Origin of the sequence: Rhodococcus sp. W8901 (genome assembly GCF_013348805.1) — a bacterium.
GTDB lineage: Bacteria > Actinomycetota > Actinomycetes > Mycobacteriales > Mycobacteriaceae > Prescottella.
Genome location: NZ_CP054690.1, coordinates 633,466 through 646,550 on the forward strand (window position 1 = coordinate 633,466; position 13,085 = coordinate 646,550).

12 protein-coding genes and 1 pseudogene are annotated in these 13,085 nt (G+C 68.4%); 5 read left to right on the forward strand and 8 right to left on the reverse strand.

The window, feature by feature from the left end; genetic code table 11:
* Position 1: 1 nt before the first annotated feature.
* Positions 2 to 1,468, forward strand: a complete 1,467-nt coding sequence (locus tag HUN07_RS02885) for a catalase (protein WP_174907818.1) — start codon at positions 2 to 4, stop codon at positions 1,466 to 1,468.
* Positions 1,469 to 1,653: 185 nt separating this feature from the next.
* On the opposite strand, the gene HUN07_RS02890 is transcribed toward HUN07_RS02885, so the two are convergent.
* The 3 genes from HUN07_RS02890 to HUN07_RS02900 form a co-directional block, all read right to left on the reverse strand.
* Positions 1,654 to 2,583, reverse strand: a complete 930-nt coding sequence (locus tag HUN07_RS02890; protein WP_217487177.1) for an ABC transporter permease — start codon at positions 2,581 to 2,583, stop codon at positions 1,654 to 1,656.
* Between the two features lie 152 nt (positions 2,584 to 2,735).
* Positions 2,736 to 4,199 carry a pyridoxal phosphate-dependent decarboxylase family protein gene (locus HUN07_RS02895; protein WP_174907821.1) on the reverse strand — a complete coding sequence of 488 codons (1,464 nt, stop codon included), beginning with the start codon at positions 4,197 to 4,199 and terminating at the stop codon, positions 2,736 to 2,738.
* Entirely contained in the window at positions 4,199 to 5,569 is a 1,371-nt protein-coding gene (locus HUN07_RS02900; RefSeq protein ID WP_174907823.1) for an MFS transporter, read from the reverse strand. Before HUN07_RS02900 ends, HUN07_RS02895 begins: the two co-directional genes overlap by 1 nt.
* A 166-nt stretch (positions 5,570 to 5,735) precedes the next feature.
* Here HUN07_RS02900 and HUN07_RS02905 point away from each other — a divergent pair, with 166 nt between their 5' ends.
* The 3 genes from HUN07_RS02905 (at position 5,736) to HUN07_RS02915 (ending at position 9,083) form a co-directional block, all read left to right on the forward strand.
* Positions 5,736 to 6,551, forward strand: a complete 816-nt coding sequence (locus HUN07_RS02905; protein WP_174907824.1) for a metal-dependent hydrolase — start codon at positions 5,736 to 5,738, stop codon at positions 6,549 to 6,551.
* A gap of 186 nt (positions 6,552 to 6,737) precedes the next feature.
* On the forward strand, positions 6,738 to 8,492 hold the full coding sequence (locus HUN07_RS02910; protein WP_174914381.1) for a cholesterol oxidase substrate-binding domain-containing protein: 1,755 nt from the start codon (positions 6,738 to 6,740) through the stop codon (positions 8,490 to 8,492).
* A gap of 129 nt (positions 8,493 to 8,621) precedes the next feature.
* The gene (locus HUN07_RS02915; RefSeq protein ID WP_217487178.1) at positions 8,622 to 9,083 is read left to right on the forward strand and encodes a MepB family protein; all 462 of its coding nucleotides are present in this window, start codon (positions 8,622 to 8,624) and stop codon (positions 9,081 to 9,083) included.
* Here the strand turns inward: HUN07_RS02915 and HUN07_RS02920 are convergent.
* The gene (locus HUN07_RS02920; RefSeq protein WP_254622770.1) at positions 9,080 to 9,589 is read right to left on the reverse strand and encodes a TetR/AcrR family transcriptional regulator; all 510 of its coding nucleotides are present in this window, start codon (positions 9,587 to 9,589) and stop codon (positions 9,080 to 9,082) included. The two genes, HUN07_RS02915 and HUN07_RS02920, sit on opposite strands and share 4 nt — an antisense overlap.
* 194 nt (positions 9,590 to 9,783) lie before the next feature.
* Here HUN07_RS02920 and HUN07_RS02925 point away from each other — a divergent pair, with 194 nt between their 5' ends.
* Positions 9,784 to 10,191: a RidA family protein gene (locus HUN07_RS02925; RefSeq protein WP_174907828.1), complete on the forward strand. Its 408-nt coding sequence runs from the start codon at positions 9,784 to 9,786 to the stop codon at positions 10,189 to 10,191.
* Between the two features lie 191 nt (positions 10,192 to 10,382).
* Here the strand turns inward: HUN07_RS02925 and HUN07_RS02930 are convergent, their stop codons facing one another.
* The 4 genes and pseudogenes from HUN07_RS02930 to HUN07_RS02945 all read right to left on the reverse strand — a co-directional run bounded on the left by HUN07_RS02930 (position 10,383) and on the right by HUN07_RS02945 (position 13,067).
* Complete coding sequence (locus HUN07_RS02930) at positions 10,383 to 10,658, reverse strand: hypothetical protein (RefSeq protein WP_174907830.1); 276 nt, start codon at positions 10,656 to 10,658, stop codon at positions 10,383 to 10,385.
* Positions 10,659 to 10,722: 64 nt separating this feature from the next.
* A complete protein-coding gene (locus HUN07_RS02935) occupies positions 10,723 to 11,763 on the reverse strand; it encodes an ABC transporter substrate-binding protein (protein WP_114721136.1) in 1,041 nt (346 codons plus the stop codon).
* Between the two features lie 349 nt (positions 11,764 to 12,112).
* A pseudogene (locus HUN07_RS02940) lies at positions 12,113 to 12,643 on the reverse strand (integrase core domain-containing protein); the annotation flags it as partial.
* Positions 12,644 to 12,671: 28 nt separating this feature from the next.
* Entirely contained in the window at positions 12,672 to 13,067 is a 396-nt protein-coding gene (locus HUN07_RS02945) for a YbaB/EbfC family nucleoid-associated protein (RefSeq protein WP_174907832.1), read from the reverse strand.
* Positions 13,068 to 13,085: the final 18 nt, after the last annotated feature.

Sequence of the window (13,085 nt, forward strand, 5' to 3'; positions counted from 1 at the left end):
AATGACGTCCGCACAGTCACGTCCGACGACGAACAACTTCGGAATCCCGGTCAGCAGCGACGACGAGTCGTTGACCGCGGGTACGCAGGGGCCGATCCTGCTGCACGACCACTACCTGATCGAGAAGCTCGCGCAGTTCAACCGCGAGCGGGTGCCGGAGCGCATCGTGCACGCCAAGGGCGGCGGCGCGTTCGGTGAACTCGTCATCACCGGTGACGTCAGCAAGTACACCAAGGCGAAGTTCCTGCAGCCCGGCAAGAAGACCGAGTCGCTGGTGCGCTTCTCCACCGTCGCCGGCGAGCAGGGCAGCCCCGACACGTGGCGCGATCCGCGCGGGTTCGCGATGAAGTTCTACACCGAAGAGGGCAACTACGACCTCGTCGGCAACAACACCCCGGTCTTCTTCATCAAGGACCCCATCAAGTTCCCCGACTTCATCCGCTCGCAGAAGCGTCTGCCGGGTTCGGGTCTGCGCGACCACGACATGCAGTGGGACTTCTGGACGCTGCGTCCCGAGACGGCGCACCAGGTGACGTGGCTGATGGGCGACCGCGGTATCCCGAAGTCGTGGCGGCACATGGACGGGTTCGGCTCGCACACCTACCAGTGGGTCAACGCTGCCGGTGAGCGCTTCTGGGTGAAGTACCACTTCAAGACCGACCAGGGCATCGAGTTCCTCACGCAGGCCGAGGCCGACACCCTCGCCGGCTCCGACCCGGATTACCACCGCGCCGATCTGTACAACGCGATCGATCGGGGCGAGTTCCCCAGCTGGACCATGAAGGTTCAGGTCATGCCGGTCGTGGAGGCCGAGGGCTACCGCTTCAACCCGTTCGACCTGACGAAGGTGTGGTCGCAGAAGGACTACCCGCTGATCGAGGTCGGCAAGTGGACCCTGAACCGCAATCCGGAGAACTTCTTCGCGCAGATCGAGCAGGCGTCGTTCGAACCGTCGAACGTGGTGCCCGGCATCGGGTTCAGCCCCGACAAGATGCTGCTCGGCCGGGTGTTCTCCTACGCGGACGCCCATCGCTACCGGATCGGCACCAACTACGCCGACCTGCCGGTGAACGCGCCGAAGTGCCCCGTGAACTCCTACTCCAAGGAGGGTGCGATGCGCTACAGCTTCAACTCCGCCGACACCCCGGTGTACGCGCCCAACTCGTACGGCGGGCCGCACGCGGATCCGTCGGCCGCCGGTGACGAGGGCCTGTGGGAGTTCGACGGTCAGGCGGTGCGCGCCGGGTACATCCAGCACCCGGAGGACGGCGACTTCACGCAGGCCGGAACCCTGGTCCGCGAGGTGCTCGACGATGCCGCCCGCGAACGTCTGGTGAGCAACATCGTCGGCCACGCGCTCGGCGGTGTCAGCGAACCCGTGCTGCAGCGCGTGTTCGAGTACTGGAAGAACGTGGACGCCGAACTCGGCAAGAAGGTCGAGGTAGGCGTGCGCGCCGGCCAGAAGTAGACCGATGAGCCCGATGGGCCCGTTCCGGAATTGGACAATTCCGGAACGGGCCCATCGGCTTTCACGAACCTGTCGGCCTCATCGACTCGTCAGGGGAGCAGGCCCCACCAGTAGATGAAGGTTGCTGCCAGCCACAGAATCAGAGTGTCCATAACCGCCTCCCGAGCATTCGAGGACTGCCTCCATCATGCCCCTCGGCGTCGGCTCTGAACAAACACGGCAATTCCGTACACGAGTACCGCCCCGATGATCCAGGCCTCCAGCACCGCGATCGCTGTGGGGAGGCCGTCGTTGTCGAAGTACGCGGTGCCGCGCAGCGCGCGAACGGTGACGCCGACCGGCAGGATGTTCGTCAGCGGTTCCAACCAACCCGGAAGGAACTGTGCGGGCAGGATGCCGGTGCTGGTCGCGTTTCCGAACACCAGCAGGACGACGGCGGCGACGAAGATCCCGGGCGGCCCGAGGAGTTTGAGCAGCGCCACGGTCGAGGCGCCGACGGCAAACGCGAGCAGACCGACGAGCGTGGCGGTCATGAGGAACGACGCCGGCAGCGCCCCGAAAACGGGCTGGACCAGCCAGGCGACGACGAGGCTCACCAGGATCGAGAAGGCCACTGCGCTGACGGCACGCCAGACGACGGGCAGTCGCGGACCGGCCTGCATGCTGGTGAGGCCGAACAGGAACGCCGCGAGGACGACACCGAAGGCGGTGTAGAACACCGACAGTCCGCGGGAATCGCCCGACGCCAACGGGACGACGTCGGTCACGGTCAGCGGCGTACCGGTCGCCGCGGCGGCCGCCCCGAACGCACGGGACAGGACCTCGGTGACCGCCGGCCCGTTCGCGCCCGCGACGAGCAGTTCCGCGGTGGGCGCACCGGCGGCGACGAACGCGCCGAAGACATCGTGCGACTCGACGGACTGCCGGGCCGTGTCGGCGGACGGGTAGACGCGCACGTCGAAGGCGTCGCCGGCGGCCGCCGACTGGGCCTCGATCGCGGCGACCGCCGGTGGCGGCGCAACCACCGCGACGGGCAGATCGTGCGGTTTCGGATCGTGGAAGGCGGCCAGGAACACCGCGACGAAGATGGCGCCGATCAGCAAACCGACCAGCATCGGGACCACGGTTCCCCGCACGACCGTGTCGCGCTCCGGCTCCGAGTGCTCGGCTGACCGATCCGGTTCCGAATCGTCTACTGACCGCGTCGACGTCGCTGCCATACATCGAGTGTGCCCACATCACGGCGCCGCGGTGGGCGTTCTCGACGTCACGGTTCGAGAAAGCGTGCCAGGAACTCGATCAGCAGCCGCTCGCCGACCGGTGCGGGCAGTGCCTCGACGAGGGCGAGGACGTCGGCCTGGGGGCCGGTGAGCCCGGCCTTCGGATCCAGCCCGGCGAGCCCCAGCACGGCGGCGCTGACCTCGCTGGTGAGATCGACGGGATCGATCTGCGCGGCGGCCGCGACCAGGTCGGCGGGGGCGTCCGCGCCCGGGATCCCGCGGGTGCCGTCCGCCGCCTTCTGCAGCGCCGCGATCAGGTCGTCGACGACCCGTTCGGTGACCGGCGTGATCGTCAGATGCGTGGTGCGCGGCAGGACCGTTCCGTCCGACTGGGTGTACCGGGGCTGCGGCTGCAGCGCCCACCCGGCGTCGCCCGCGGCGTCGGACCACCGGTGCGGATCAACGCGGCGCTCCGGCGACACCGCCTCGTCCGTGGCGATCGCCAGCAGGGGGCCGACGGGATCGCCGACGAGCCGCAGGCCCACGATTCCCGCGATCGCGCCGCGGATCCGTTCGGTCGCGCGCGCCATCGGCGCGACCAGGGCTGCGAATCCCTCCTCGCCGAGGGCCTGTGTCACCGCCCAGCCGGCCGCGATCGGCATGACGCTGCGCGATCCCAGCAGCGTCGGATTGACCACGGAGTAGCCGGGCCACGACGTGGTGGCGAACCAGTGTGCGCGGTGTCGGTCGCGGTCGCGGTAGAGCAGCAGCGACACGCCCTTGGGGGCGTACCCGTACTTGTGCAGGTCCACCGACAGGCTGCTCACGCCCGGCACCGTCAGATCCCACCGCCGTGTCAGGCCCGGCCACCACGGCAGCACCCAGCCGCCGATGCAGCCGTCCACGTGCAGTGGGACATCCTGGGCTGCACACAGTTCCGCGATCTGCTCGACAGGATCGAGGGCGCCGTGCGCATACGACGGCGTGCTCGCGACGACCAGGGCCACGTCGGGCGACAAGGCCGCGGCGACGTCCGACGGCCGCAGCCGCGCGGTGACGGGATCCACCGGCAGCACCTCGAGCCGCAGATCGAGATGCTGCGCCGCCTTGTGGAAGGCCGCGTGCGCAGTGGCGCCGATCAGCAGTGTCGGGCGGTGCTCGGCCCCCGTTCGCCTCCGCCACGTGTCCCGTGCGGATTTGACGGCGAGCATGCAGCTTTCGGTGCCGCCGCTCGTGACCGAGCCGACGACGTCCGGGTCGCCACCTGCGAGCACGCCGCGCCCCAGTTCGACGAGATCGCGCTCCATCGCCGCGATCGACGGAAACGTGGTGGGGTCCAGCCCGTTCAGCGACTGCGCGCGCAACGCCGCGGCCCCCGCGAGCTCGGCGAGTTCGGCGACGCCCGGGTCGTACACGTACGACAGCAGGCGTCCGCCCGACGTCGGGGCATCCGCCGCGCGAAGGGCATCGAGGCGGGCGAGGACGTCGGCAGGATCGTTGCGGAACTGCATCAGTGGCTTCCGTTCTGGGAGTAGGAGTCCTCGGCGGCGAGGCGGTAGCGCGCGAGCGCGACGATGCTGAGCGCGGTGAGGATCGCAGGAGCCGCGGAGATCGCCAGTGCGATGCCGTTGATCGCGGTCTCGGACTGGTCGGCGTGGTGGTCGTCGGTGGACGAGACGAACCCGGTGATCGCGAGGATCGCGAGGACCAGAGCGGGACCGAGCGCCAGGCCGATGGTCTCGACGGCCGTCCACACGCCGCTGAACGCCCCGGCGCGAACCGTGCCGCCCTCGCGCTTCTCGTGGTCGCTGATGACGTCCGGCAGCATCGACATGCCCAGCATCTGCATGCCCGCGTAGCCGACACCGGCCACCGCCACCACCGCGTACACCCACCACCCGGTGTCCACGAGCAGACCCAGCAGCGCCACGGTGGCGGCGAGGAACAGGCTCGACGCCAGCAGGTAGGCGCGCCGCTTGCCCCACGCCCGCACCGAGCGTGACCACAGCGGCATCACCGCGACCGCCGGACCGACCAGCGCGGCGAACAGGATCGACACCGACCGCTCGTTGCCGAGCACATACGTGGCGGCGTACTGCGCTGCGGCCAGCATGGTGCCCGTCGCGAAGGCCTGCAGCGCGGACGCCGTCAGCAGCATCCGGAAGGGCCTGCTGGATCGGACGACGCGCAACGAGGCCGAGAACGAGGCGTCCTCGCCGAGCGACGGCTCCGACGCCGCCCGGCGCGGCGCCACACGGGACGCCGCGAACATGCCCAGTCCCAGCAACGCGCCGGCGACGATGCCCATGACGAGGTAGCCCCAGCGGCCGCCGCCACCCAGTTCGCGCAGCTCCGGACCACCCGCGCCGAAGAGGAGGATCGCGATGCCGAGAACCGCGACGCGCCACGCCATCAGACGCGCGCGCTCGTGGTAGTCGTCGGTGAGTTCGGCGGGCATCGCGATGTACGGAACCTGGAACATGCTGAACGCCACCGCGGACGCGATGAACGCGACCGCGACCCACACCGCACCGCCGGCGGCGTCGACCCCGTCGGGCACCGCGAAGGTGAGCGCGAAGAAGACCGGCAGCAGCACGGCGCCGATCGTGAGGAACCGCCGTCGGCTCCCGGTCCGACGGGCCCACGAGTCGCTCCACGCCCCGATCGCCGGATTGAGCACCACGTCCAGCGCCTTCGGCGCGAACACCACGAACGTGGCGACGGCCGCCGCGACGCCCAAGGTGTCGGTGAGGTAGTAGGCGAGCACCAGGCCCGGCAGGGTCGAGAAGCCGCCGGTGCCGACTGAACCCAGCGCGTAGCCACGAATGGTGGCGGCGCTGAGCCGACCTGGCGCGGTGGACGAGACATTCGTGGCCGTCATGCGCGTCAATCTAGGCCAGCCGCAGGCCGGTGGTGGGCCGGTCGCGGCCGTCGGAGCGTCGTGTCGGTGGTCGTTGCTAGCGTTCCCGGCAAGGGGTCCGGGGCTGCCGCTTCGGACCCCTTCGCTGTCGGTGATCTGCTGTCCTGCTCGAAAGGTGCTGTCTCCCATGGTTATGGGTGCTACCCATGCAATGTCCGGTGCCGTGGTCGGCCTAGCCGTCGCGGACCTGCTGCCCACCGACTGGGGTGGACCCACGTCCACCGCGGAGACCTTCGCGTTCGCCGGCGTGTGCGCCGGGGCCGCGCTGCTGCCGGATCTGGACACCACCCAGTCCACCGTCGCGCGGTCGTTCGGCCCGATCAGCAGGACCCTCGCCGCGGGCGTCGACGCCCTGTCCCTCGGGGTGTACCGGGTGACCAAGGGGCGGAAGGATCCCAACCGGCGCGGTGGGCACCGCACCCTCACCCACACCGCGTTGTTCGCGGTGGGGCTGGGCGCGGGCATCTCGGCGCTGGTCGGCCAGTTCGGCCGGCCCGCCATCATCGTCACGCTGTTCTTCACACTCGGCTTGGCGCTGCGCGGTCTGGTCGGGGACTGGGCGCGGGACAAGGGGTGGCTCGTCGTCACCGGCGCCGCGGCCTTCCTGTCGATCCTGACGTGGCAGTGGTTCCCGGATCAGGTGGGGTCGACCGGGCTCGGCGTCGCGGTTGCGCTCGGCTGCGCCACGCACTGTCTCGGCGACATGATCACCAAGGAGGGGGTGCCGTTCCTCGCGCCGTTCGTCCCGTTCGGGGGACGACGATGGTGGGAACTGCGGCTGCCCTCGTTCCTGGCGATCCGCGCGGGCGGCGGCTTCGAGAAGGCCGTGCTGGGTCCGGCGCTGACGATCCTGGCCGTCGGTCTCGCGGTCTGGTCGGTGGACGGGGCGCCGGAGGCGATCACCGATGCGCTGCGGACCTCGGTGCAGGTGACCGAGAAGTAGGGGCGCCTCCGAGGTTCCCTCGACCAGAATTACGGAACCACTGGCATCGGAACGAAACTTGTTCTAGTTTGGCTCGAGATCGTGCGCGGCGGACTCGACGGTGCCGCCACCCCCGACGAGTGGATCGGAGTCGAACCGGTGAGTGTCGACGGCAGCGAGATGGCGACAGGCGGATCGCGTAACGGGATGTCGCGCAGGGGATTCCTCGGCCGAGCGGCCGGGGCGGCGGCGGGCGCCGCCGCCGCGGCGGGCATGGGCTGGTCTCCGGCCTTCGCGCTGCCGGCGGCGGGCTCGACCGGTTCGGGTGGTGGCCCGGTGTCGAACCTTCCGGCGCCGCCCGCGTTCCCCCAGGACATTCCGCTGTCCCAACAGGGCTACGTCAACTGGGCCAAGGACATCCGGTTCGACGCCGTGTGGACCGCGACCGCGCGGACACCCGACGACGTGGTCCGGATCGCGAACTGGGCCAAGGACAACGGCTTCCGGGTGCGCGCGAAGGGCACCATGCACGGGTGGAGTCCGCTCACCGTCGTGCCCGGCGAGAACGTCGAGAAGATCCTGCTCGTCGACACGATGACCCATCTGAACTGGGTGAACGTCGACCCCGTCGGATCACCGGCCACCGTCACCGCAGGCGGCGGTGCCAGCCTCGAGGCCATCCTCACCGCGCTGCAGCAGCACGGTCTCGGGTGGGCCAACTCGCCGGCCATCGGCGATCTCTCGATCGCCGGGATCCTCGCCATCGGCGCCCACGGCGCCACGTACCCGGCCGCGGGGGAGACGGTGACGCCCGGCCAGTCGTTCGGCTCGCTGTCGAACCTCGTCACCGCGATGACCGCGGTGGTGTGGGACGACGCCACCGACCGCTTCGTGCTGCGCGACTTCACCCGCGCCGATCCCGAGATCACCGCGCTGCTGACACATCTGGGCCGCAGCTTCGTCACGGCGGTGACGCTGCAGGCCGGCGTCAACGCCCGCCTGCGCTGCCAGAGCATCATGGACATCCCGTGGCAGGAGATGTTCGCGCAGCCGGGAGCACCGGGCCGGACGTACGAGACCTTCGTGGAGACGTCGGGCCGTGTCGAGGCGATCTGGTTCCCGTTCACCGGCAAGCCGTGGCTGAAGATCTGGACGCCGACGCCGGTCAGGCCGCCGGAGTCCCGGGAGGTGTTCGGTCCCTACAACTATTTCTTCACCGACAACCTGCCCGAGCCGCTCACCGATCTGCTGGGGCAGGTGGCGTCGGGCATCCAGGCCGCCACCCCCGCCTTCGGGATCGGGCAGTTGGCGGCCGTACAGGCGGGCCTCGCGCTCACCGACACCGACGACCTGTGGGGCTGGTCCAAGGACGTCCTGTTCTACCTGCGGCACACCACGATGCGTGTCACCGCGGGCGGCGGCGTCGTCGTGACGAAGCGGTCGAACATCCAGCGGGTCATCAACGAGTTCACCACGTGGCACAACGCGCGGATAACGGACCTGGCGGCGCAGGGCAGGTACCCGATCAACGGCCCGTTCGAGGTGCGCATGTGCAAGGTCGACGACCAGGCCGAGGTGCTGGTGGAATCGGCCGGGCCGCCGAACCTCTCGGCCGTGCGTCCGCGCCCCGACCACCCCGAGTGGGACACCTGCATCTGGATGAACGTCGTCACGCTGCCGGGCACGCCGGGCGCGGCGGACTACTTCCGCGACATGGAACGCTGGATGGCGCAGAACTATTCGGGCGACTACGCCACGTTCCGCTCCGAGTGGGCCAAGGGCTGGGGCTTCGACGGTCAGGGCGGCTACCGCGACCCCGAGTGGCTGACGCAGACCCTGCCCGCCGCCTACACGACAGGAATCCCGGCATCGGGGAACTGGGAGGCCGCGCGGAAGTCCCTCAACGCGCACGACCCGCACCGCGTGTTCGCCAACAGCTTCCACGACCGACTGCTGCCGTAGAGGGCGCCGTCGGGTAGTTTCGGGCGGGGTCGAATTGTTGGAGTTGTTGTGGTTTCTGATGCGGTCCATCCGGATGTGGCCCTCGTGATGCGTCTCTTCGCTGGCCTCGGGGTCGGGTGTTCGCCGGCTGTGTCCGAGCCCGACAACGCCGAGTACGGTGCCGCGATTTCGGAGGTCGGCCGGTCGACGGTTCGGTTTCGGGTCGGCAAGCTGACCCCGACGAAGGTGGGGCTGTTCGTCTCGGTGTGGCGTCGCGCGGCCGGTGGGTCGACGGAACCGTTCCCGACCGAGGGCGACGTGGACGGGCTGGTCGTCACCGCCCGCGAGGGGGACCGCTTCGGCGCGTTCGTCTTCCCGACGGAGGTGCTGGCCACCCGCGGCATCGTGTCGGTACGTGGTGCCGGTGGGAAGCGGGGTTTCCGGGTGTATCCGCCGTGGTCGGCGACCAGCAACCCGCAGGCGAAGCGGTCCCAGGGTTGGCAGTGCGACTGGTTCCTCGACCTGAGTGACCGAGCGGCCGTCGATCTGCAGCGGGCCGGTCGCCTCCTTGCGGTGATCCAGCAGCCCATCACGGGTTCGAGCAACCACTAGACGTCGCCGACATCGAGTGGATGCGCGCCCCATCCGCCCGCTACCGAACGCTCGCATTGCGCAGGGTCGTCGCCGGCGCGGATCAATAGAGCGGTCAACATGGTTGCGCCGTAGTCGAGAACCTCCCTCGCGAGAGGTCCGGTCGCAACCAGCGAGGTCAGCCCGTGGCCGATGATCCAACACTGAGTGGCGAGGTCGGACGCAACGACCTCGCCGGACAGCCGCCCGGCGAGCTTTGCTCGTTCCACAGCGCGAACGAGATAGCTCAGGGTCGCATCTGCGGCCAGGGGATCTGCGAGTTCGACGGTGTCGTCGAACATGACGCGATAAAGGTCAGGATTCGCCAACGCATTTGATACGTATGCAGAACCCAGCGCAACCAGGTCCCGAACGGGATCGTCGGAGGCTGGGGTCTTTTCGAGAATCGCCGCAAGTCGTGTGAATCCTTCCTGCCGCACCGCCGTCCACAGGCCGTCCATGCCGTCGAAGTAGGTGTAGACGGCCATCGTGGATACGCCGGTCCCGGCAACGAGTGAACGAATCGTGATCGGCTCCCGGGTGCGGAGCATCCGGGCCGCTCGCTCCACCAACAGTTCCCGAACCGCAGGATCCTTCGCTCTGACCACGCCAGAACGATACATAACGCTGCTATGTTTTCTCGTGACCGCTCCGCCCTGACCAGACAGAGATGAGAGTTGAGATGCCAGTCACCCTGATCAACCCTGAAGGACTGCCGAAGCCCGCCGTCTACCGGCAACTGTCGATCGCGACGGGCTCGCGGATCGTTTTCCTCGCAGGGCAGGTCGCTCGTGATGCAGACGGAAGACCGGTCGGCGAGGGCGACTTCGCCGCACAGGTCGAGCAGGCGTACCTCAACATCGGAACAGCTCTCACCGAGATCGGCGGGTCATTCGACGACGTAGCGAAGCTGACCGTCTACGTTGTCGACTGGACCCCGGACAAGATGGCACTCCTGGGGGAGGGTGTGACCCGAGCGGCGGAGAAGATGGGGATCGATCCGGTCAAGCCGATCACTCTGCTGGGAGTCGCGTCCCTGGGAGAACCGGATCTCATGGTCGAGGTCGAAGCGACCGCAGTAATTCCCTAGCGTGCCGGATCGGCATTCGCCGCGGGCTGAGCGGAAAGAAGGTGGACCGGCGGCTCGGTCGCCTCACGGCGAAAGGCGCAACGCAGCTCCAGCCGAACGGAACTCTGCGAAGGCGGTGAAATTGAGCCCGGGGGACACGGAACCGCCGATCCGAACCATTCAACCACGACCCCGCCGAGGTTATTCCAGGGTCATCCCAAGAGGTCCCGGGCCCGTTCCAGCTCCATGTCGAGCAGGTCGTCGACATCGAGATCCGAGGCTTCCCGCACCGCGGACTCGAGGAGCGCCGTCGCCTCGTCGGCCCGTCCCAGCTGCTGCAGAAGGTCGCCGTAGACGACGAGCGCGCGGACCCGCAACACGCCGGGCTGCGAGCGATCGAGTAGCTCACGCAGCGTGACCTCCGCTTTCTCGACCCGGCCGTAGTCGAGCTGGAGCAGTGCCTTCTGCAGGGTCAGCGACTCGTCCATGCGGCCACGATAACGGCGAGGCCCGGCACCGAATCGGTGCCGGGCCTCGCCGCGGGTCGAACGTCTACTGCTTGCCGCCGAGCAGGTTGTCCAGGTCGTCGAGCACGATCATCGCGCCTGTCGGACCCAGCGCGAGGAACCATGTCTCGTCGGACACCTGCACGGCCTTGCCGTTCTTCACTGCGTTCATGCTCGACCACAGCGGGCCGCCCAGCACCTCGCCCTCGGCGGTGGTGTCGGGCTTGCCGTAAGTCGAGTAGAAGATCCAGTCACCGTCGGCCTGCGTGATGGTCTCGGGGCTGACCTCGACGGCCAGCTCCTCGATGTTCTGGATGTCGGGGCGGCGCAGTCCGACGTCCTGCAGGATCACGCCGATAAACGACAGGTTGCCGTACAGGCGGGTCTTGCCGCTCATGAAGCGCACCAGCGAGATCGACGGATCGCCCTGGATGCTGTCGCGGACCTCGTTCGCCCGGGTCTGGTAGTCGTTGAGCACGGACTCGGCCTTCGTCTCCTCACCGAGGGTGTCGGCGACCAGGAGGAAGTTCTCCTTCCACGGGAAGCCCGGGCGGATGCCGAACACCGTGGGCGCGATCTGCGACAGCTGCGGGTACAGCTTGTCGGAACGCAGCTTGCTACCGAGGATCAGATCCGGCTGCAGCGCGGTGATCGCCTCGAGATTGAGGTTGTTGGAGGTGCCGACATCCGGCACACCCTTCAGCTTGTCCGCGAGGTACGACGGCTGTCCGGACACACCCTCCGGATTCGCGATACCGACCGGAGTGATGCCGAGCGACAGGACGTCGTCGAGCTCGCCGCCGTCGAGCACGACGACGCGCTCCGGCTTCTTCTCGATCACGGTCTCGCCGAGCGCATGCTTTACGGTCCGCGGGAACGCGCCGGGCTGCGCGTCGCTGCCCAGTTCGGCGGTCGCGGCGTCGGCGGTGGCGAACAGGTGACCGCCCGTCGCGACGTCGGTGTTGCCGGCCGGAGCGTCGGTCGCACTGTCGGAGGAGCCGCATGCGGTGGCGGCGAACACGGTCGCGAGGGCGACCATCGCGACGCGGACGGAGGTCCGCTTGCGCAGGGACGATCGATTGAACATTAGGTCAGGCTAGCCTGTGGTCCAGGGGGGCTTTCCGGTGGGACGGCGGGAGCGGTCCTGTAAACGGAAAAGACCCGGTCCGAATAATCGGACCGGGTCTTTCTGTTCTTCACTGTCGGGGTGGCGGGATTTGAACCCACGACCTCTTCGTCCCGAACGACCTCACCTGGGCAGACGACAGGATATGGAGGCGTGAGCTGCATGAGTGAAAACGCCGTAACCAGCGAACTGGATGGTCAGCTTCGTGAGTGAGATGTGCCGAGTAATGGCGGTGCTGCGGACCCACTCGCTTACCTGCGATCGAAAGCGACTCACGAGGATGCAGGCGACTGGGTGTACCCGGCCATCGGGTTGGTTGCAGTCGGCTGATCGGCGGTAGTCCTTCGAGTGCGCTGTGGCGTCGTCGAGTGTTGTAGTACTCGAGCCAGGGTGCAAGCGCGTCGGCGCGTTCGGTGTTGCTGGTGAAGACCTGCCGGTAGGCCCACTCGGATTGCAGGGTCCGATTGAGGCGTTCGACCTTCCCGTTCTGCCACGGGCAGTGCGGTGTGATGAACTTCTGTCGGATGCCGTGCTCAGCGGAGACCTCCCGTAGCGACCACCGGTAGGCCCAGGCGTTGTCGGTCATCAGCCGCTCGATGCGGGTGATGCCGTGGCGGGCGAAGTAGTCGATCGCACGGACCAGGAAACCCGCACAGGTGGAACCCTTTTCGTCCGGGAGGATCTCCGAGTAGGCGAGCCGGGAGTGATCGTCGATGAGGGAGTGGACGTAGTCGAACCCCACCTTCGTCGAGTAGTCCCGGATCCGGTGCTCTCGGCCATGGGCACGCCATCCGCCACCGTCGGGAATCCGGCCGAGCTTTTTGACATCCATGTGCACCAACAATTCGTCTGCGGCCAGGTCGCTGTTGTCAGATGCTCCGGAGGATCGACCTGGTGGCGTAGTACGCGTCCTCGTCCGCATCGGGTCCAGGGTGGTAGCGCGGCGTAGTGGGGGCGGTTGTGCGTGTTCCGGCGATGACCTGTGCGACTCGTGGGTCGGCGGCCAACTCGCCACGAAGGGCCTGGGCTGCCTCCTCTGCTTCGGTGCATGCTGCGCGGTGGGTGGCGGTGACGATCGCCGCGAGCGTGGTGGCGCCTCCCGCGAGGGCGGTGTCGGTGATGGTCAGTGCGGTGATGCGCCCGGCGGCGTCGACTTCGGCGGTGACGTGCCCGCCCGCGGATTGGGCCCGTCCGCGCACGAGTGTCACCGCCTCGTGGACTCGGCGTGCTTTCACGGCGAGGTCGTCGAGCGGTGCGCTGGTCATGGTGTCGCTCCCGGAGGT

What these genes read in the sequence shown, in the direction of transcription:
- HUN07_RS02890 (WP_217487177.1), bottom strand. Translation starts at nt 2,583, where the DNA reads ATGCTGGTCGGTTTGCTGATCGGCGCCATCTTCGTCGCGGTGTTCCTG.
- HUN07_RS02930 (WP_174907830.1), bottom strand. Translation starts at nt 10,658, where the DNA reads ATGGACGAGTCGCTGACCCTGCAGAAGGCACTGCTCCAGCTCGACTAC.
- HUN07_RS02910 (WP_174914381.1), top strand. Translation starts at nt 6,738, where the DNA reads ATGTCGCGCAGGGGATTCCTCGGCCGAGCGGCCGGGGCGGCGGCGGGC.
- HUN07_RS02920 (WP_254622770.1), bottom strand. Translation starts at nt 9,589, where the DNA reads ATGGCCGTCTACACCTACTTCGACGGCATGGACGGCCTGTGGACGGCG.
- HUN07_RS02945 (WP_174907832.1), bottom strand. Translation starts at nt 13,067, where the DNA reads ATGACCAGCGCACCGCTCGACGACCTCGCCGTGAAAGCACGCCGAGTC.
- HUN07_RS02895 (WP_174907821.1), bottom strand. Translation starts at nt 4,199, where the DNA reads ATGCAGTTCCGCAACGATCCTGCCGACGTCCTCGCCCGCCTCGATGCC.
- HUN07_RS02900 (WP_174907823.1), bottom strand. Translation starts at nt 5,569, where the DNA reads ATGACGGCCACGAATGTCTCGTCCACCGCGCCAGGTCGGCTCAGCGCC.
- HUN07_RS02885 (WP_174907818.1), top strand. Translation starts at nt 2, where the DNA reads ATGACGTCCGCACAGTCACGTCCGACGACGAACAACTTCGGAATCCCG.
- HUN07_RS02905 (WP_174907824.1), top strand. Translation starts at nt 5,736, where the DNA reads ATGGTTATGGGTGCTACCCATGCAATGTCCGGTGCCGTGGTCGGCCTA.
- HUN07_RS02935 (WP_114721136.1), bottom strand. Translation starts at nt 11,763, where the DNA reads ATGTTCAATCGATCGTCCCTGCGCAAGCGGACCTCCGTCCGCGTCGCG.
- HUN07_RS02925 (WP_174907828.1), top strand. Translation starts at nt 9,784, where the DNA reads ATGCCAGTCACCCTGATCAACCCTGAAGGACTGCCGAAGCCCGCCGTC.